Annotated in this window: 1 protein-coding gene; it reads left to right on the top strand. The window is 51.9% G+C overall.

The features are described 5' to 3' along the window. Positions 1-20: 20 nt before the first annotated feature. Positions 21-23,581, top strand: a 23,561-nt coding sequence (locus E0698_RS22585) for a non-ribosomal peptide synthase/polyketide synthase (protein WP_192512958.1), incomplete at its 3' end; no start/stop codon positions are given.

Genomic DNA, 23,581 nt, shown 5'->3' with positions numbered 1-23,581 from the left:
TTTTGCGAGGAGAGAGACATATGACTCAGCACGATATTCAATTGTTTGCATTAAGCCAGCCACAGCAACGTATTTGGTATACGGAGCTTTTGTATCCCAATTGCAACACGTCCACGCTTATTGCAACTGTTAAAATCAAGGGAACTGTTCGTATAGATGCATTGCAGCAGGCGATGAACCAGGTCATTGCGCAAAACGATTCTTTTCGTATCAAAATCACTGCTGAGGACGGTATTCCATATCAATATGTAGAGCCATTTGCCGCTCAAAGCATAGAAACGCTCCAGGTTACCCCGGGGGAAGCTGAACTATTAGTAAACCGTCTTAATTCACAGCCCTTTTTATTGCTGGATTCTCAGCTGTACCAATTTGTTATTTTGCAGCTGGGGGCAGAAGAAACCTGGTACAATTTCACAATGCACCATATTATTTCAGATGGTGTATCCATGAATCAGGCCATTAATGAAATTACCACGCATTACATGGATATTGTCCATGGTACGGGTCTAGCTACACCGACCAAAGCGAATCCATATCTGGATTTCATTCAGGTGGAGCAAAGCTATGAGCAATCTGACCGTTACCAGAAGGACAAGACATATTGGACGGAAAAGTTTGCCGATTTGCCAGAGACGACAGGTTTAAAATCATACAATCCGCTAACGCTGAGCACAGCTGCACGCCGGGAGAGCTATACACTGGAGCATGAACTGTATCGTGGTGTCACGATTTTTTGCGAGGAGCATAAAATCAGTATTTTTACATTCTTCTTGGCCGCCCTATATATTTATTTACATAAAGTGACGGGGGAACAGGATTTAACCGTAGGTACCCTGTACGCTAACCGTACGTCGAAGAAGGAGAAGGATACGATTGGCATGTTCGTCAGCACCGTGGCTACGCGCCTGCTGGTTGAGCCGGAATCCGAGCTGCTGACCTTCCTGCAAGGTGTGGGCAAGGAGCAGTCGTCCATTTTGCGGCATCAGCGTTACCCGTACAACAAAATTATTCAGGATTTGCGTGAACAGCAAAGCGGTACGGATATTCGCCGCCTGTTTGGCGTTACCATTCAGTACCGTACGCTGAGCTTCTCCCGTTTTGATGAAGCCGTTCAGCAAGTGCATACCGATTTCTGTGGAGATACGGTGAGTGACTTCGATATTGCCATGATAGACATGCTGGATGACGATAAACTTGTATTGCAACTGGATTATCGGACCGAGTTGTTCAGCGAGCAGGAGATCGCCCGAATTATCCGACAATTCTTGAGTGTGGCGGAGCATATGGTGAAAGGTCCACAGAAGCGGATACAGGAGTTGTCACTGATTAGTGACGAGGAACGGGCGCAAATTGTGGATGTATTCAATGCTACAGCAGTGCCATATCCACACGATGCAGGGATTCATGAACTGTTCGAGCAACAGGCAGAGCGTATGCCGGATCAGACTGCGGTTGTGTTTGGAAACCGTCGTCTAACCTATGGGCAACTGAATGAACAGGCCAACAGACTGGCTCACACGCTGCGCGGTTACGGTGTTACTGTTGAACGAACCGTAGGAATCGTCGCTGAGCGTTCCACAGATATGATCGTCGGCATGTTGGCAATCCTCAAGGCGGGCGGCGCATATGTGCCGATTGACCCGGATTATCCGGCAGAGCGTGTACGCTACCTGCTGGAGGATTCAGGTGCGAAGCTACTGCTGGTGCAGCATGCGGAGCAGAAGCCAGATGACTACAGCGGAATTGTGCTGGATCTGAGCGATGCTACTGTATACGGGGCAGAGGATGACCAAGGCTTAAATACCGTACAATGGGAGCAAAACGAGGCTTATCATGCGGATTATACCCTTTATACAAATCTGAAAAATGAGGTTTCACAAGCGGGTAAATTTGGGGATCGACTGGCCTATCTTATGTACACTTCGGGCACGACCGGACAGCCCAAGGGGGTTATGGTAGAGCATCGCAATGTTGTGCGTCTGGTGAAGAATACAAACTATGCACAATTGGATGCTGACACGCGCATTTTGCAGACCGGGGCTGTTGTCTTTGACGCGTCCACCTTTGAAATTTGGGGTGCGCTGCTGAATGGCGGACAGCTAGTGCTGGTGAGTCAGGATGTCATTTTGGACGCGCCGAAGCTTAAAGAAGCCGTACGCAGCCACGGTATTACAACGATGTGGCTGACTGCACCGCTCTTTAACCAGCTTTCCCAGCAGGATCTGGAACTGTTCGAGGGGGTACAAGAGTTGCTCGTCGGTGGTGATGTGCTGTCCGTACCGCACATTAACCGGGTACTGGAGGCTCATCCGTCCCTGCGGATTATCAACGGCTATGGCCCGACGGAAAATACAACTTTTTCTACAACTCATGCGATTGCCAGCGTGCAATTGGAAGCGGTGCCGATTGGGCGTCCGATCCATAACTCGACGGCGTATGTCGTGGACCGTTCCATGCAGCTTCAGCCAGTCGGGGCATGGGGTGAGCTGATCGTCGGCGGCGACGGGGTGGCACGTGGATACCGGAACCGTCCGGATCTAACGGCCGAGAAATTCGTAGACAGCCCGTTCCGTAGTGGAGAACGCTGCTACCGTACGGGCGACCTGGTACGCTGGCGTGAAGACGGAACGCTGGAGTACAAAGGACGAATTGACGCGCAGGTGAAAATCCGGGGCTACCGGATTGAGCTGGGCGAGGTGGAAGCGCAGCTGTTGAAGCTGGAAGCGGTGCGTGAAGCCGTCGTCACTGCACGTGAGGATGAGCAGGGTCAAAAGCAGCTCTGCGCTTATGTGGTGACCCATGCGGATATTGCGGCAAACGAGCTGCGAAGCGCCTTGAGCCAAGAATTGCCGGGCTACATGGTGCCGTCGTATTTCGTGCAGCTGGAGCAATTGCCGTTGACACCGAATGGCAAGGTGGATCGTCGAGCGTTGCCGCAACCGGAGGGAAGCGTGGATTCCGGTGAGGATTACGTAGCAGCGCGAACTGATGTGGAGCGGACGTTGGTATCGGTATGGCAATCTGTACTGGGTATCGAGCACATTGGCGTACTAGATAATTTTTTCCATCTGGGGGGCGACTCGATTAAGGCCATCCAGGTGTCTTCAAGACTGCTGCAAAATGGTTACAAACTGGAAATGAGGGAGCTGTTCCAGTATCCGACGATTGCTGAGCTGAATGGACGGGTGCAGCGGGTGAGCCGCGTTTCCGATCAAGGAGAAGTCAGTGGAACAGTGGCGTTGACACCGATTCAACACTGGTTCATTGAGCAGCAGCCGTCCAAGCCTGAACACTATAATCAGGCTTTAATGCTGCACCGTGAGGATCGTTTGGACGAAACGGCGCTTCGTCAGGCACTGCAACGCATTGTCGAGCATCATGACGCTTTGCGTATCGTATTCTGTCAGAATGCAGACGGTGGATATGAAGCATGGAACCGTGGCGTACAAGAAGGAGAACTGTACAGTCTCGAAGTGGTGGATTTTACAAATGAGCCTGATTTTGCTCATTTGCTGGAGAACAAAGCCAGCGAAATTCAAAGCAGTATTCGTCTGAATAAAGGTCCTTTGGTAAAGCTCGGTCTGTTCCGTTGCCCGGATGGAGATCATTTGCTGGTGGCGATCCACCATTTTGTGGTGGATGGTGTGTCTTGGCGTATTTTGCTGGAGGATTTGGCAACTGGATATGAGCAGGCTTTACAGGGCGAGTCTGTCCGTTTGCCGAATAAGACGGATTCCTTCCGCCTGTGGGCTGATCAGCTGTCAGCTTATGCGAACAGCACAGCATTGCAGAAGGAACGTGCGTACTGGCAAGAGCTGGAGCAAGCTGGTGCTACTCAAGCAGCTTTGCCCAAGGATTACACTCGCAAATCCGAGGCCAAGCCTCGTCTCCGCGATGACCGCACACTCACGGTAGCGTGGACAGTTGAAGAAACAGAACAATTTTTGAAGCAGGCACACCGTGCCTATAATACGGAAGCGAACGATCTATTGCTGACGGCTCTGGGAACCGCGGTTCACGAGTGGGCAGGCATCAGTCAGGTGCTTGTGAATCTGGAGGGTCATGGACGGGAAGCTATTTTGCCAGACGTGGATATTACACGTACGGTCGGTTGGTTTACCAGCCAATTCCCAGTTGTGCTGGATATGGGCGAGGATCGGAATGTGGGACGACGTGTCAAGAACGTCAAGGAAGGGCTGCGCCGTTTGCCGCATAAAGGAATTGGATACGGGATTTTGAGATATCTTTCTGCTGCTGAAGAAGGGGAGGCAGCTTTTGTCGCCGAGCCGGAAATTAGCTTTAACTATCTCGGACAATTTGATCAGGATTTGAAAAATAATGCATTCCGTATGTCTCCTTATTCCCTCGGGGCTTCCATTAGTGACACGTTGACCAAGCGGTATGCCCTTGATATCAACGGCATGATCACGGACGGTGCGCTGGAGCTGATGATCAGCTACAGCGGCAAAACGTTCATGAAAAAATCAATCAAAAGACTAGCTGATTTGCTTCAGGAAAGCTTGCGCCAGGTATTAGCTCATTGCGTGGACAAAGATCTGCCAGAGTTGACACCAAGCGATCTGTCCTTCCAAGGACTGACGGCTGGAGAGCTGGAGCATATTGTGGAGCAAACCGCTGCTGTGGGAGAGCTGGAAAATATTTATTCGCTAACGCCGATGCAAAAGGGGATCTTGTTCCACGGCTTGATGGAGCCGCAATCCGGGGCGTATTTTGAGCAGGCAACATTTGATCTGCAGGGCAGCTTTCAAGTGGACACTTTTGCCGAGAGCCTGAATCTGCTGGTGAATCGCCATCAAATTTTCAGAACGAATTTTTATAGCGGCTGGAATGAGCAGCCTTTACAGGTGGTGTACCGTCATAAAGCTGCCGGATTCCGATTTGAAGACGTGCGCTCGATGGAGCAAGGAGAACTGGACGCGTACATTGCTGATTTTACTGAGCTAGATAAAGCGGAAGGGTTTCATTTCAGCTCAGGCGAGCTGATGAGAGTATCTATATTACGTACAGGCGAGGAATCGTACCGTTTTGTGTGGAGCTTCCACCATATTTTGATGGACGGCTGGTGCTTGTTCCTGGTTGTCGGGGAAGCCTTCAATACGTATTTTGCCCTGCTTGAAGGCCGGAAGCCGGAGCTTGCACCAGTAACGCCATACAGCGAATATATTGAATGGCTGGAACGGAGTGACAACACGGAATCAGAACGGTTCTGGAGTGACTATTTTGCTGGCTTCGAGCAGCAGACAGTATTGCCGCAGGCAAAACAACTGGACGGTCACGCTAAGGGATATGAGGCTGACAAGCTTTCGTTTACACTGAGCCGTGAAGTGACGGAACGGATGAACCAACTAGTCAAGCAGCAGCAAGTGACGGTCAATACGCTGTTGCAAGCAGCATGGGGCGTTGTGCTGCAACGGTATAACAATAGTCGGGACGTTGTATTTGGTAGTGTTGTATCCGGTAGATCGGCGGATATTCCAGGCATCGATAAAATGATCGGTTTGTTCATTAATACGGTTCCTGTACGGATTCATAGCGAGGAAGATGTTACGTTCGCTGGGCTGATGAAGCAGACACAGGAGCAGGCGCTTGTTTCCCGTGCCTATGAAACCTATCCGTTGTATGAAATTCAGGCCCTGACAGAGCAGAAGCAGGATTTGGTAAACCATATTATGGTGTTTGAAAACTATCCGGTGGAACAGAGCATGGAGCAAATGGGCAACCGTGACACGAACGGCTTTACGATTGCGAATGCTTCCGTGTCGGAGCAAACGAACTATGATTTTAACATTACAATTGTGCCGGGTGATGAAATCGGTGTTCATTTGGAATACAACGCGCTGGTGTTTGAACGCGCAGCTATTGAGCAAATCCGCGAGCATTTGCTGCATATCGTAGAGGAGGCGATTAACAGACCGAATGCGCTGGTAGATGAACTTGAGCTGGTGACTGCTGAGGAAAAAGCGAAGATCATTGACGGTTTTGGTTCAGTTGGCGTGTCTGCGTGGAGTGATGCGAAGGAAGTAGAATTGTTGTTCCACGCCTATGTGGAAGAACAGGCGCAGCTTGTACCGGATCACATGGCGGTTGTGTACGAGGAGAATCAGCTTACGTACCGTGAACTGAACGAGCGTGCGAACCAGCTGGCCCGTAGATTACGGAATGAAGGCATCGGGCGCGAATCGATTGTCGGCATCTTGAGCGAACGTTCGGTGGACATGCTGGTCGGTGTGCTGGCGGTATGGAAGGCTGGTGGCGCGTATGTGCCGTTGGATGCCGATTATCCGTCAGAGCGTATCCGCTTTATGCTGGAGGACAGCGGTGCGACGGTGCTGCTGACTCAAACAGGCTTGCAGGAGCGTGCGCAGGTATGGCTCGAGGAAAGCCCATGGGCCTTGGCCGGAGGGAAGTCTGAGGGCCAACTGGAAACGGCGGTTAGCGCTGAGACGGTGGAATCAGATACCCTCCATGGAGGCCTGAGTTTAACATTAAATTCGCCATCTGACAGTGAAGCAACATCCGAACCAGCAACAGGACTGCGTTTGCAAACTGTACTGGCGTTGGACGATGAGTCGCTGTACACCGGGGATATTGCCGATGTCGAACATATCAATGAGCCGCAGGATCTGGCGTATGTGATCTACACCTCCGGAACAACGGGACGTCCGAAGGGAGTCATGATCGAGCATCGCAGCTTGGTGAATACGGCTGCGGCATATCGCCGGGATTACCGTCTGAACCAGTTCCCGGTACGGTTGTTGCAGCTGGCGAGCTTCTCCTTCGACGTATTCGTCGGCGATATCGCCCGTGCGCTCTATAACGGCGGAACGATGGTCATCTGCCCGAAAGACGACCGGATTGATCCAGGCCGTCTGTATGGCTGGATTCGCGATTATCAGGTTACGGTGTTCGAATCGACACCAGCCCTGATCGTACCGTTCATGCAGCATGTGCATGAACAGGGGCTGGACATGAGCAGTCTGGAACTGCTGATCACCAGCTCAGATAGCTGCAGCGTGACGGATTACCGGGTGCTGCAAGAACGATTTGGCGCAGATACTCGGATTATTAACAGCTACGGCGTAACGGAAGCGGCGATTGACTCCAGCTTCTATGACGAAGAGCTATCGAAGCTGCCAAGCAGCGGTAGTGTGCCGATTGGTCAGGCGTGGCTGAACGCCCGCTTTTATATCGTGGACAGCCAGCTGAATCCGGTGCCTATCGGTGTACTGGGCGAGCTATGCATTGGCGGAGCCGGGGTGGCCAGAGGGTACCTGAACCGTGCCGACCTGACGGCGGAGAAATTCGTGGCGAACCCGTACGTGCCGGGTGAACGACTGTATCGCACAGGCGACTTGGCGCGGTGGATGCCGGATGGGAATGTGGACTTTATCGGCCGGATGGACTATCAGGTCAAAATCCGGGGATATCGGATCGAGCTGGGCGAAATCGAAACCGTGATCCAGCGGGTGCCGGGTGTGCGTCAAGCGGTCGTGATCGACCGGACAGATGAGCGTGGGCACAAGTATTTGTGCGGGTACATCACCGGAGAATCCGAGCTGCGGATCGAGGAGGTACAGGCCCAGCTGGAAGCAGGGCTGCCAGCGCACATGGTACCTGCACGCTTGATGCGACTGGAGACGGTGCCGCTGACGAGCAACGGAAAAATCGACCGCAAGGCCTTGCCGGAGCCAGAAGGCAGTATTCATACAGGTGCAGCCTATGTGGCACCGCGTACCACGGTAGAGCAGGTATTGGCTTCGGTATGGGCCGGGGTGCTGGGCGTGGAAACGGTAGGTACGCAGGATAACTTCTTCGAGCTGGGCGGCGATTCGATCAAGGCCTTGCAGGTATCGTCCCGATTGCTGCAAGCAGGCTATCGACTGAACATGAAAGACCTGTTCAGCAATCCGACGGTAGCGTCCCTTAGTCCTTTGCTTCGCACAGATGGCAAAATCGCCAGTCAGGAAGAGGTAGCCGGTGAGGTAGAGCTGACACCAATTCAACGGTGGTTCTTTGAGCAGCAGCCGGTTGACCTGCATCACAGCAACCAGGCGATGATGCTGTATCGAGCCGGGCGCTTTGACGTAGATGCGTTGCGCCATACAATGGAACGCATGGTCCAACATCATGACGCATTGCGTACTGTATTCCGCGAGACGGAGCATGGCTACACCGCTTGGAACCACAGTGTGGAAGAACGCGAGCTATACACGCTGGAAATCGTAGATTTTAGCGGAATTGAAGACGAATCTACCGCTGTGGAAGCCAAGGCGAGTGAAATTCAAGCCAGCATTGACTTGAACGAGGGTCCGCTTGTGAAGCTCGGTCTGTTCCAATGCGCCCAAGGCGACCATTTGTTAATTGTCATTCATCATTTGGTTGTGGACGGCGTATCGTGGCGTATTTTGCTGGAGGATTTGGCATCCGGTTATGAGCAGGCAGTTGCAGGTAAAACGGGCAAAGCCATTCGACTGCCGCTGAAAACAGATTCGTTCCAGACATGGGCTGAGCATCTGTCAGCCTATGCGAACAGTGCGACGGTGGAGCGGGAGCTTGCTTACTGGCAGCATGTCGAACAAGCAGAAGCAAGCCTGGCGAAGCCGTTGCCGAAGGATTTTGCGAATGACAATGCCCTGCTTGGAGACAGTGAAGTTGTCACTGTCCGCTGGACGAAGCAGGAAACTGATCTGTTACTCAAGCAGGCTCACCGCGCGTATAACACGGAAATGAATGACCTGTTGCTGGCTGCACTCGGCAAAGCCGTATATGACTGGTCCGGTTCTGAACGAGTGCTGGTCAACCTGGAGGGTCATGGACGGGAATCCATTTTATCTGATGTGGATATTACGCGCACGGTTGGTTGGTTTACGAGTCAATTCCCGGTTGTACTGGATGGAAGCCTGGGACAAGGCGGGAATATCGCCCGTTTGATCAAACGGGTGAAGGAAGGGCTGCACCATATTCCGCAAAAAGGCATTGGCTATGGTATTTTGCGATACCTGTCAAATGCTGAGGCTTTTGCGCAAGCAGGCGTACAGCTCCAGTTGACCCCAGAAATCAACTTTAACTATCTGGGCCAGTTTGATCAGGATTATAAAGGCAACGATCTGGAGCCTTCCTCCTATTCTATGGGTGTGCCTGTCAGCACAAACGCGGCTATGGATTTTGCGCTGGATATCAATGGAGTGATCGAGGAAGGCGAGCTGATCTTCACTATTCGCTACGGCACAACGCAATTCCGTCACGAAACGATTGCACGGCTTGGAGAGCTGCTGGCATCCGGCTTGCGTGAGGTGATTAGCCATTGTGTCGCCCAAGAAAGAACGGTATTGACACCAAGTGATGTCCTGTTAAACAACGTAACGCTGGATGAGCTGGAGCAATTGGTGGAAGATACGCGAGATATGGGTGAGCTGGAAAATGTGTATGCCTTAACGCCGATGCAAAAGGGTATGCTCTTCTACAGTCTGATGGATGAGGATTCGGCGGCTTATTTTGAGCAGGCAACCTTTGAGTTGAACGGACGTTTTGATGTGGTCGCTTTCGGCAAAAGCTTTGATCTGCTCGTACAACGTCATGAGGCGCTACGGACGAACTTTATCAGTTCGTGGAAAGATGAGCCTGTGCAGGTTGTCTTCCGCAACCGCAGCGGAGAATTGTACTACGAGGATCTACGCGTACTTGAAAAACAAGAACGTGAAGCTCGTGTTGAAGCTTTTACCCTTGCGGATAAAGCCAAAGGATTCCATCTCGCTAAGGATGCGCTAATCCGTGTGTCTATCCTGCAAACCGGAGATGAAGCGTACCGCTTTATTTGGAGCTTCCATCACATTTTGATGGATGGCTGGTGCTTGTCCTTTATGACACAGGAGGTATTCGGCGGCTATCTGGCGCTTCGTGCAGGTCAAGAGCCTAAGCTTGAGCCTGTCACGCCGTTCAGTCGCTTTATTGAATGGCTGGAGCGTCAGGACCGTGAGGCGGCTTTGCAATACTGGAGCGGATATCTGGCGGATTATGAGCAGCAAATTACGCTTCCGCAACAAAAAACACAGCCGAAATCGCAGCAAGCCGGGGAATATGTGGCCGGAGAGCTGGATTGTGACTTCCAGCCGGGGCTGGTCGCTCAGATCGAACGGGTGGCGAAGCAAAATCAGGTGACCATTAACACGCTGATTCAGACGGTATGGGGTGTTCTGTTACAAAAATATAACAACAGTCCGGATGTCGTGTTCGGCAGCGTCGTATCGGGTCGTCCGGGCGATATTCCGGGTGTGGAGCGCATGATTGGGCTGTTCATCAATACGATTCCGGTGCGCGTTCAGTCTGTGGACGGCGAAGCCTTTGCCGAACTGATGAAACGAACACAGCGCCAGGCGCTGGCTTCCAATGCCTATGACGCGTTCCCGCTGTATGAAATTCAGGCGCTGACGGAGCAAAAGCAGGATTTAATCAATCATATTATGGTGTTCGAAAACTATCCGGTGGAACAACAAGTGGAACAGTTAGGAGGCGGCGGTCAGGATACGTTCACGATCTCCAATGTGGTGGCGACAGAGCAGACGAACTATGATCTCAACGTCATCGTCATGCCGGGAGAGGGTATCAAAATACGTTTCGCCTATAACACGCTGAGCTTTGATCAGGCAGGTATTGAGCGGCTGCATGGACATTTTGCCCGCCTGTTGGAACAAATTGCTGCTAATCCATCCATTCGTATTCAAGAGCTGGAACTGGTCACAGCAGCGGAAAAAGCACAGATTATCCGTGAATACAACGATACGATTTCTGTGTATCCGCGTCATCGGACGATCCATGAGCTGTTTGAGGAGCAGGCGGCACGTATACCTGATCATATTGCCGTTGTGAACGGAAAAGAATCACTGACCTATCGTGAGCTGAACGAAGCGGCAAACCGACTGGCCTGGGCATTACGTGCTGAAGGTGTGCAGGCCGATGAGCCGGTCGGTATTTTGGCAGAACGCTCGCTGGATATGATTACCGGAGTGCTCGCTATTTTAAAAGCCGGGGGCGCATATGTGCCTGTAGATCCGGAGTATCCAGAGGATCGCATCCGTTACATGCTGGAGGATTCGGGGGCAAAACTGGTGCTGGCACAGCAGCATTTGCTGGATCGTTGCTATTTTGACGGGAAGATTGTTGAACTGAAAGGCTCTAATTCAAATGAGACGGATACACAGGGTATCGGGGCCTCCCACGAAATAAATTCTAATCTGGAGCTTGCAGGTGAGGGTGAGCAGGCTGCGTATGTCATTTACACCTCGGGCTCCACAGGTAAGCCGAAGGGCGTTATTGTCGAGCATCGCAATGTGGTGCGGCTTGTACGCAATACGGATTATGTGCAGCTGGACGAAACGACCCGGATTTTGCAGACAGGGGCGATTGTGTTCGATGCGTCTACGTTTGAAATTTGGGGTGCGTTGTTGAACGGTGGACAACTGGTGCTGGTTCATCAGGATGTGCTGCTGGATGCACCGAAGCTTAAGGAGGCTGTTCGTGCCCACCGCATTACGACGATGTGGCTGACTGCGCCACTGTTCAATCAGCTTTCTCAGCAAGACAGTGTATTGTTCGAGGGTGTAAAAGAATTGCTGGTTGGTGGTGATGTGCTGTCGGTGCCGCATATTAACCGGGTGCTGCGGACGAATCCGGGTCTCCACATCATTAACGGTTATGGCCCGACGGAAAATACAACCTTTTCTACGACTCACCTCATTACTGGGGAGCAGTTCGAAGCGGTGCCGATTGGTCGTCCAATTCGTAATTCTACGGCCTATGTTGTGGATCATGGCTTAAACCTCCAGCCGATAGGCGCTTGGGGCGAGCTGGTTGTCGGCGGGGATGGGGTAGCGCGTGGCTACTTAAACCGCCCTGAGCTGACGGATGAGAAATTTATCCCTGATCCGTTTGCAGCCGGGGAGCGCATATATCGTACAGGCGATCTTGTGCGTTGGCGCGAAGACGGCATGCTGGAGTATCAGGGCCGGATGGATGAGCAGGTCAAAATCCGCGGATACCGCATTGAGTTGGGTGAAGTTGAGGCACAGCTGTTGAAAATAGATTCGATTCGGGAAGCTGTCATAGTAGCGCGTGAGGACGAATTCGATCAAAAGGTGCTATGTGCCTATTTTACAGCTGATCGGGAATGGAACGTTGGAGAACTGAGAAGCTTGCTAACGCAGGAAATACCAGGATATATGGTTCCTTCCTATTTCGTGGAATTGGAGCAAATTCCACTGACCGTCAACGGGAAGGTGGATCGCAAAGCGCTGCCTGCGCCGGAAGGAAATCTTCTGAGCGGAAGTGAATATGTCGCTCCACAAACGCCTGCGGAACAGGCATTGGCATGGGTATGGCAAACCGTGCTGGGCGCGGAACGAATCGGTTTGCTGGACAATTTCTTTGATCTGGGCGGTGATTCGATCAAGGCGATTCAAGTATCTTCCCGCCTGCTTCAAGCTGGATACAAGCTGGAGATGAAGGATTTATTCAAATATCCAAATGTGGCAGAGCTGGCTCCACATCTGCGTTCGGCTGGGATCAGAGCTGCCGAGCAGGGAGAAGTGACGGGCAAGGTGACACTTACGCCGATCCAACACTGGTTTGCTGAGCAGGATCAATTGGATGCGCATCATTACAATCAGGCTGTTATGCTCCAGCGGGAGCAAGGCTTTGACGAATCTGCACTGCGTCAGGCGCTGACGAAGCTGGTAGAGCATCATGATGCTTTGCGGACGGTATTCCGTAAAACCGATCACAGCTATGAAGCGTGGAACCGTGGGATGCAGGAGGGTGAGCTGTATCATCTGGAAGTGCTGGATTGGAAGGATGTAGGCGAAGGAACGGATTTAAGTGAAGCCCTTGAGGCCAAAGCCAGCGAGATACAGAGCAGCATTCATTTGAGTGAAGGCCCACTTCTGAAGCTTGGTTTGTTCCACTGTGCCGACGGGGACCATCTGCTGATCGCGATTCACCATTTGGTGGTGGACGGGGTATCGTGGCGCATTTTGTTTGAGGATCTGGCGACAGCTTATGAGCAAGCCGTGAACGGAGAAGCGATTCGTTTACCGGATAAAACCGATTCTTTCCGTGCCTGGTCTGAACGACTGTTTGCTTATGCGAGTAGTCCAGCTATGGAGAGCGAACGCGCGCACTGGGAGGCATTAAACGAAACCGCCGGGTCTGATCAGATCACGTTGCCGGAGGATCAGGAGCATGATGGCGAATTTACGATTTTGGATACAGGTACGGTTGCCGTAAAGCTTACGGAGGAAGAGACGGAACGACTCTTGAAGCAGGCGCACCGCGCGTATAACACGGAAGTGAATGATCTGCTACTGACCGCTCTGGGGATGACGCTGTATGCCTGGACGGGCAAAGAACGTACCTTGATCAATCTGGAAGGGCATGGGCGTGAGGACATTGTAGCGGATACGGATATTTCGCGGACAATAGGTTGGTTTACAAGCCAATATCCGGTGCTGCTCGATATCAGCAAAGAGGCTGATCTGTCCGGGCGTATCAAACAGGTCAAGGAAGACCTGCGCCACATTCCGAATAAAGGTATCGGCTATGGCATTTGGAGGTATCTGAGTGAAGCGGGTGTAGGGCAAGCTAGAGGGATGTATCCCGAGCCGCAGGTGAGTTTTAACTATTTGGGACAGTTTGATCAGGATTTACAAAACAGCGATATCCGCATGTCGCCGTATCCAATTGGAGCGGCTGTTAGCGACCGGACGGAAATGAAGTATGCCCTGGATGTGGGGGGAATCGTCACGGACGGCGCGCTGGAGCTGGACATTCGGTATAACGGCAAGGCGTTCCGTGAAGATACGATTCAGTTGCTGGCTAATCTGCTGAAGGCGAATTTGCTGGAAATTATCGAGCATTGCGTTTCTAGAGACCAGACAGAACTGACGCCAAGTGATGTGTTGCTGAAAAACTTGACGGTGGAGCAGCTGGATACGATTGTGGAGCAGACACGAACCATCGGGGAGCTGGAAAATGTATATCCGCTGACGCCGATGCAAAAGGGCATGCTGTTTCACAGCCTGATGAATAGCGAATCCGGGGTGTATTTTGAGCAGGCAACGTTTGATCTGGAAGGCAGCTTTGAGCCAGCTGTGTTTGAAGAAAGTTTGAATCTGCTGGCAGGACGACACGCCATTTTCCGGACAAATTTCTATAGTGGATGGCATGATCAACCCGTGCAGGTCGTCTATCGCCACAAAAATCTGGGTTTCCGTTATGAGGATGCCAGAGAACGTGATGAGGCCGTTGCTGCTTTTGTAGCTCAAGACAAGGCACGAGGCTTTGATCTGAGCAAGGATGCATTGATGCGTGTGACTATTTTCCGTACAGGAGAGAGTACGTACCGTTTTGTGTGGAGCTTCCATCATATCGTGATGGACGGCTGGTGCCTGTCGCTGGTGACGGGTGAGGTGTTTGGCACGTACTTTGCTTTGCTGGAGCAGAAGCAGCCTGTGCTTAAACCTGTCAAGCCGTACAGTGATTATATTGAATGGCTGGAACGGCAGGACGGACAGGAAGCGAGCCGCTACTGGAGCAACTATTTGGCGGGCTTTGAGCAGCAGACGCTGGTGCCTGGAGCGAACGCACAGTCCATTGGGACGGTGACGGCTGAGACTACTGAGGATCAAAGTTCAGATTACGTTTCGGAAAAGATTTCCTTTGTGCTGGGCAAGGAACGAAGCGAAGCGTTGAACCGGATTGCGAAGCAGCAGCAGGTGACGATTAATACGCTGATGCAAAGCGTCTGGGGCGTTATTTTACAAAAATATAACAATAATCAGGATATCGTGTTCGGCAGTGTTGTATCCGGTCGTCCAGCGGAAATTCCGGGTGTGGAAAGCATGATCGGACTGTTCATTAATACGATTCCGGTGCGTATTTACAGTGAGCGAAATGCCACGTTTGCGGAAATATTGCAACGTACACAGGAGAAGGCCTTGGCTTCCGGCGCGTATGACACGTACCCGCTGTACGATATTCAGGCGCTGACCGAGCAAAAGCAAGACCTGATCAATCATATTATGGTCTTTGAAAACTATCCGATCGGGCAGCAGATGGAGCAGGTGGGCAGTTCCGATGAGACAGGTACACAAGCTGGCTTCTCCATTGCTAATGTGGCAATTGCCGAGCAAACAAACTATGACTTTAACCTGATCGTGGTGCCTGACGAGGAGATTTCCATTTTGCTGGATTACAATGCTCGCGTGTATAACCGGGTTGCGGTAGAGCGCATTCAGGGGCATTTGATTCATGTCATCGGGCAAATTGCGGAGAATCCGCACATTCGAGTGGATGAGTTGGAACTCGTGACAGCGGAAGAACAAGTCCAAATTCTGAAGGTTTGGGGAGATACGGCGGTAGATTATCCGCACGATCAGACGCTGAGCGCACTGTTCGAGAAACAGGTGAAGCGGACCCCGGATCAGGTAGCACTGCTGTTTGGAACGGAGACGTTGACGTACCGCGAGCTGAACGAGCGGGCGAACCGTCTGGCGCGGACGTTGCGTGCAGAAGGAGTCGGACCGGAACAACCCGTGGGTATTCTCGTACGGCGTTCATTGGAGATGATGGTGGGCATTTATGCGATTCTCAAAGCAGGTGGGGCTTATGTACCGATTGACCCGGATTATCCTGCGGAGCGCATCCGTTATATGCTGGAGGACTCGGGAGCACAGCTGGTACTGACACAATCGCATCTGGCAGAGCAAACGAGCCTGAGCTTTGACGGTAAGGTGCTGGTGCTGGATAGCGAAGGCATTTACCATAAAAATGGATCGAATCTGGAACCGTTAGCAGGGCCGCACCATATGGCCTATGTCATCTATACCTCCGGTTCCACGGGGAAACCGAAGGGAGTTATGGTCGAACATCATTCGGTCATTAACCGTCTGGTCTGGATGCGTGACCAGTATGATGTGAGTGTTGCGGATACGATTTTGCAGAAAACGGCCTTTACGTTTGACGTATCGGTGTGGGAGCTGTTCATGTGGTCGCTGATCGGCTCGAAGCTGAGCCTGTTGTCGCCGGGTGGAGAAAAAAGCCCTGAGCAAATTGTGGAGACGATTGCCCGTGATGGAGTAAGTCTGATTCACTTTGTACCTGCGATGCTGCATGCATTTCTGGAATATCTGGAGCAGCAGCCACTGGAAGCGGTGAAAACGAAGCTGGAAACGCTACGACATGTGTTTGCCAGCGGTGAGGCGTTACCGCCACAGCATGTGGCGCGTTTCCAACGGGGCCTGCTGGGTAGGGTCGGGACGAAACTAACCAATATGTACGGTCCAACGGAAGCCACGGTAGAAGTAGCCTACTTCGATTGTGATCCAGAGGAATCGTATGAAGTGATTCCAATCGGTAAACCGCTCCAGAACATTCGTCTGTACATCGTGAAGGAAGGCACGAAGCAGTTGCAGCCTGTAGGCGTAGCGGGCGAGCTGTGCATTGGTGGTGTCGGTGTAGCACGCGGTTACCTGAATCAGCCTGAACTGACAGATGAGAAATTTGTGACCGATCCGTTTGCGGCTGGTGAGCCGGGTTATGAGCGGATGTACCGGACAGGGGATTTGACCCAATGGCTACCGGACGGAAACATCGAGTATCTCGGACGGATCGACCATCAGGTAAAAATTCGGGGGTACCGGATTGAATTGGGCGAGGTCGAATTGCACTTGTTGAAAGTGGCACATGTGCAGGAAGCGGTTGTGGTGGCCCGCGCAGACGAAGCGGGACAAAAGCAAATGATAGCTTACTATGTTGCGGAGCAGGAAATTCCTGCAAGTGAGCTGAGAAGCGAGCTGGGTCAGGAACTGCCAAGCTATATGGTTCCGTTGTACTTCGTGCAGATGGATCAGATGCCGCTTAGCCCCAACGGAAAAATCGACCGTAAGGCACTGCCAGCGCCGGAAGACAGTCTGCAAAGCGGAGTGGACTATGCTGAGCCACGTACGGTGGCAGAACGGGCACTAGTGACGGTGTGGCAGTCGGTATTGGGCGTGAAAACCGTCGGTATTTTGGACAATTTCTTTGATCTGGGTGGAGATTCGATCAAGGCGATCCAAATTTCATCCCGTGTGTTCCAAAAAGGCTACAAGCTGGAAATGAAGGATTTGTTCCAATATCCGACGGTAGAGGTACTGGCACCACATATTCATGAGGTCAGCCGGATCGCGGATCAAGGGGAAGTCAGTGGGGAAACCGCATTGCTTCCAATCCAGCACTGGTTCTTTTCCCAGGAGCGTGAGCGTCCAGAGCACTTTAATCAGGCGGTCATGCTGTACAGTGCGGCAGGCTTTGACGAGACGGCGGTTCGCCGGGTGATGGACCGAATTGTGGAGCATCATGATGCTCTGCGTACGGTTTTCCGCAAGCAATCATCTGGTTATAAAGCTTGGACGCGCCGGGTAGAGGAAGGATTGTTGTATACGCTGGAAACAGCGGATTTCCGTGAGGTGACGGCGTATGCGGAGGTGCTTGAAGCCAAAGCAACCGAAATTCAAAGCAGCATTAATCTGTCCGAAGGACCTTTGGTGAAGCTTGGTTTGTTCCATGGTGCTGATGGCGATCATTTGCTGATGGCGGTTCACCATCTGGTGATGGATGCGGTCTCCTGGAGGATTCTGTTTGAGGATTTCTCCACAGGCTATGAGCAAGCACAGAAGGGCGAGCCTGTAAGATTGCCTTATAAAACGGATTCCTTCCAAACATGGGCACGCGAGCTGTCGTCTTATGCAAACAGCCCGGCGGCCGAATCAGACGCAGCATACTGGCAGCAGCTTGAACAGGCCAAAGCCGAGGGAGTTGCACCTTTACCTAAGGATTTTTCCTATGACGGCTCCTTGAATGCAGATGGCGAAGTGCTGACGGTAGCGTGGAGCGAAGCCGAAACACAGCAGCTCTTGAAACAAGCGCACCGTGCCTATAACACGGAGGTCAATGATTTGCTGCTGACCGCGCTCGGCTTGGCGATTCATAGCTGGACAGGTGCAGAACGTGTGCTGGTGAACTTGGAGGGACATGGCCGGGAAGCGATCCTGCCAGAGGTGGATATTACGCGTACGGTAGGCTGGTTTACAAGCTTGTATCCGGTGCTGCTGGAAACAAGCGCAGGGCTGACGCTGCCACAACGGATTAAAGAAACGAAGGAAGGATTGCGTCGGATTCCGCATAAAGGGCTGACGTATGGTACATGGCGTTACTTGTCCCATGCGTCCGCAGCAGATGAAGAGCGTACAATTTTAGCAGAACCGGAAATCAGCTTTAACTATTTGGGACAAGTGGATCAGGATTTGCAAAATAGCGGAATCACGCTGTCATCCTATGGTGTGGGTGAGACTGACGCTGCGAATTCACCATTGCCACACACGCTGGATTTGAACGCGATGATCTCGGAGGGTACGCTGCGATTGACGATCGCTTACAGCCGTAAGCAATATCGTAAGGAAACGTTGGAACGGGTGGCGGGACTGCTTCAAGCCGCTTTGCAAGAGGTGATTGCGCATTGCATCGCTCAGGAACAGCCGGAGTTAACCCCGAGTGATGTGTCTTTCAAGGGTCTGACGAATGGCGAGCTGGGGGAAATTGCGGAGCAGGCTGCACGTACTGGTGAACTGGAAAATGTATACGCACTGACGCCGATGCAGAAGGGTATGCTGTTCTACAATCTGATGGATTCGCAATCGGGAGCTTATTTTGAACAGGCATCCTTTGATCTGCAAGGAAACTTTAATGTTGCTGCATTTGCAGCAAGTTTGGATGTATTGGTGCAGCGGCATACGGCACTGCGTACGAATTTCTACAGCGGCTGGAAGGATGAACCGCTTCAGGTTGTGTACCGGAATAAGCGCAGTGAGCTGTATGTAGAGGACTTGCGGGATGTGGAGGAAGAGAAGCAAAACGATTACATCCTCGAATTTACGCGCAAAGACAAGCAGAGAGGCTTTGATCTGGCGCAGGATGCCTTGATGCGTGTATCTATTTTACGTACGGGTGAGGATTCATATCGGTTTGTGTGGAGTTTCCATCATATTGTGATGGATGGCTGGTGCTTGTCACTGGTGACGAATGAGGTGTTTGCGAGTTACTTTGCCACTCTGGCCCACAAGCAACCTGAACTGGCCCCTGTCACGCCGTATAGCCAGTATATTGAATGGCTGGAGCAGCAGGACCGTCAGGAAGCGTCGAACTACTGGAGCGACTATCTGAACGGGTATGAGGAGCAGTCTCGTTTGCCGCAGGCTAAAAAGCAGGGCAAAACAGGGTATCAGGCGGAGCGTCTTGACTTTGATTTGGGCACGCGATTGACGGCCGGGATTCAGCGAATAGCCAAGCGTTATCAGGTAACGATGAATACGCTGGTGCAAACGGTCTGGGGCATTTTGCTTCAAAAATATAATGGCACGGATGATGTGGTGTTTGGCAGCGTCGTATCTGGACGCCCGGCGGATATTCCGAATGTGGAGCATATCATTGGCCTGTTCATTAACACGGTACCTGTACGCATTCGAAGCGGTGAGGACCCTCTATTCTCGGAATTGATGAAGCAAAATCAAGAGCAGTCTATTGCTTCTCATACTTATGACACGTACCCGCTGTATGAAATTCAGGGGCTGTCAGAGCTGAAGCAGGATTTGATCAACCATATACTCATATTTGAAAACTTTCCGATGGAAGAACAAATGGAGCAGCTGGGTGATGGTGAGGAGTCCAATTTCAGCATTACGGGAGTCGAGTCGGTCGAGCAGACCAACTATGACTTTAACTTGGTGGTACTGCCGGGGAATACAATCCAAATGAGCTTTGGCTATAATGCGCTGGCATTTGAACATGAAAGTGTAGAGCAAATTCGAGGCCATCTGGTGCAACTGCTGGAGCAAGTGACAGCGAAGCCGGACATTCGGGTGCAAGAGCTGGATATTTTAAGCGAGCAGGAGCGCGAGCAAATTCTGGGCGTCTGGGGCAATACGGCGGCTGAATATCCAAGCGAGCAAACCATTCACGGCTTGTTCGAGGCGCAAACGGCACAGACACCGGAGCAGGTAGCGTTGTTCTTCGAAGGAGAGCAGTTAACCTATCGCGAACTGAACGAGCGTGCTAATCGTCTGGCTCGTACCTTGCGCAGTCAAGGCGTGATGAAAGATCGATTGGTCGGTCTGATGACCGAGCGTTCGGTAGACATGATCGTCGGCATCTTCGGGATTTTGAAAGCCGGGGGCGCATATGTGCCAATTGACCCGACGTATCCAGAGGAGCGTATTCGCTACATGCTGGACGACTCAGGAGCGGATCTACTGTTGACGCAAAGTCATTTGGTGGAGAAAGTGGCTTTTGACGGTAAAGTGCTGGTGCTGGATGGGGAGCAGGCGGTGTATCACGAGGACGGTTCCAATCTGGAGCCGTTGTCCGGTCCGAACGATTTGGCCTATGTGATTTATACATCAGGAACCACGGGTCAACCGAAGGGCGTTATGCTGGAGCATCACGGGTTGTGCAATCTGAAAACGTATTTTGATCAGACACTCCGGATCAGCATGTCGGATCATGCGTTGCTGTTCGCCAGCTACTCGTTTGATGCGGCTTGCTGGGAAATCTTCCAGGCGCTGTTCTGCGGAGCCACATTGTATGTGCCAACGTCAGAGACGATTTTGAACTATGAGCGATTCGAGCAGTACATGGCGGATCACCAAATTACTGTTGCAGCCTTGCCGCCGACCTATGCGGTATATCTGGAGCCAGAGCGGATGCCGAACCTGCGTATTCTGTTCACTGCCGGATCAGCATCGTCGACAGAGCTGGTGTACAAGTGGAAGGATCAGGTAGCCTACTATAACGGTTACGGTCCAACGGAAAACTCGGTAGCGACGTCGATCTGGCCGGTGTCCGAAGACGAGAGAGCGGGGCAACTGATTTCCATCGGACGTCCTGTGCCGAATCATCGGGTGTACTTGGTGGATGCGCATGGACATCTGGCGCCGGTGGGCGTAGCGGGTGAGCTGTGTGTATCCGGGCCGGGTCTGGCACGCGGATATCTGGATCGTCCAGAGCTGACGGCTGAGAAATTCGTACCAAATCCGTTTACGGCTGGAGAAGCGGGCTATGAACGGATGTACCGCACGGGTGATTTGGCGAGATGGATGCCGGATGGCAACATCGAATATCTGGGCCGGATCGACCATCAAGTGAAAATCCGGGGATACCGGATTGAGCTGGGCGAGGTCGAGGCCCAAATGCTGAAAGTCGAAGATGTGCAAGAGGTTATCGTGCTGGCACATGCAGACGAGCAGGGACAAAATCAACTGGTCGCCTACTATGTGGCAGAACGGGAAGTGAATGTGGGTGAGCTACGTGGCTTGCTGGGCGAGGAACTTCCAAACTACATGGTGCCTTCGTACTTCGTACAGCTGGAAAACATGCCGTTGACTCCGAACGGTAAAATTGACCGCAAAGCACTGCCAGCACCGCAGGGAAGTTTGCAAAGCGGAGCGGATTATGTAGAGCCGCGCACAGCGCTGGAGCAGACATTGGTTTCGGTGTGGCAGTCGGTCCTGGGCGCGAAGAGAGTCGGCATTTTGGACAATTTCTTCGATCTGGGCGGCGACTCGATCAAGGCGATTCAAGTATCTTCCCGTTTGCTGCAAGCGGGCTACAAGCTGGAAATGAAGGACCTGTTCCAATATCCTTCTGTATCGCTGCTGAGCGGTCATGTACACAAGGTCAGTCGTACAGCCGATCAGCGGGCGGTATCCGGGGCGGTTCAACTGACCCCGATTCAGCAATGGTTCTTTGGACAATCAGCAGCAGAGCCGCATTATTTTAATCAGTCGGTGATGCTGTATAGAGCACAAGGCTTCGATGAAGCCGCATTGCATCAAACGGTGACCAAGGTTACCGAGCATCATGATGCGTTGCGTATGGTCTTCCGTCAGACCGAACAGGGCTATGAAGCGTGGAATCGCGGTTTGAACGAAGGCAAGCTATATAGCCTGGACGTTGTTGATTTGACGGACGTAAAAGACTACGCAGATGTGGTGGTGGCCATTGAAGTAAAAGCGAATGGCATCCAAAGTTCCATTCGTCTGGACGAGGGACCACTGGTCAAGCTGGGGCTGTTCCGCTGCACGGATGGAGATCATTTGTTGATCGCGGTTCATCATTTGGTGGTAGACGGGATTTCATGGCGGATTGTGTTTGAGGATTTTGCCTCCGGATATGAGCAGGCGGTTCGGGGAGAAGCGATTCGTCTGCCATATAAAACGGACTCGTTCTCCGCTTGGGCAGAGCGCTTGTCTCAATACGCGATTAGTCCGGCCATCGAAGACGAACGCCAATACTGGCAGAACCTTGCCCAAACGGAACTCGTATCGTTGCCTAAGGATCATGAAAGAGCAGAAGGACAGCATTCTCTGCTGAGAGACAGTGAGACTGTGACAGTGGCCTGGAGCGAGCAGGAAACACGATTGCTGCTTCAGGAAGCGCACCGTGCGTACAACACCGAGGTCAATGATCTGCTGTTAACCGCACTCGGCACAGCATTGTATAACTGGAGCGGTCAAGAGCGTGTGCTGGTCAATCTGGAGGGACATGGCCGGGAAGCGATCATTCCAGATATCGACATCACACGTACAGTAGGCTGGTTTACGAGCCAATATCCGGTGCTGCTAGATGTTGACGGAAAGGTAGAAGTGGGACAGCGAATCAAGCGGGTGAAAGAAGACTTGCGTCATGTGCCGCATAAGGGCATTGGCTACGGTATTTTGAAATATATGTCTCAAGATGATGAAAGTCATTCCTCTACCTTGCAGCCTGAAATTAGCTTCAACTATTTAGGACAATTCGATCAGGATTTGGAAAATAGCGATATCAGTCTGTCTTCACATACAGGTGGAGAGCCGATGAGCGACAGTACCCTTTTGGAGCATCCGCTGAATGTGAACGGAATGATTACAGCGGGCGTGCTGACGTTGGAAATTCGCTATGACAGTAAGGTATACCATCCTGAAAATGTGGAGAACTTTGCGCGGTTGCTGCAAGCGAGCCTGCAGGAAGTGATCGTTCATTGCGCTTCTAAAGAGCGGAGTGAGTTAACACCAAGCGATGTATTGTTCAAGGGCTTGACGTTGCAGCAACTGGAACAATTGACTGAGCAAACGGCTTCTGTGGGTGAGCTGGAAAATGTTTATGCTCTCTCTCCTATGCAGAAGGGGATGCTCTTCCATAGTTTGATGGAGCCGGAGTTAGGCGCATACTTCCAGCAAGCGTCGTTTGATCAAAAAGGCAGCTTTGATGTTGCTGTTTTCCATAAGAGTCTGGATTTACTGACACAGCGTCATGAAGCGCTGCGGACGAATTTCCATATGTTTGAGACAGGGCAGAATCAGGAGCCATTGCAGATCGTGTTCCGTCACAAAGATAGCGACCTTTCCTTCAAGGATTTACGCGGAATGCAGGAAGCGGAGCAAAAGGCGTATATCCATGCGTTCAAGCAGGAGGACCAGGCCCGGGGCTTTAATCTCGG

It is taken from the genome of Paenibacillus sp. 23TSA30-6 (assembly GCF_014858585.1).
In the GTDB taxonomy this organism is placed as follows: domain Bacteria; phylum Bacillota; class Bacilli; order Paenibacillales; family Paenibacillaceae; genus Paenibacillus.
The sequence above is the reverse complement of the archived record's forward strand: the minus strand, read 5'-3'. Positions and strand labels throughout refer to the sequence as shown.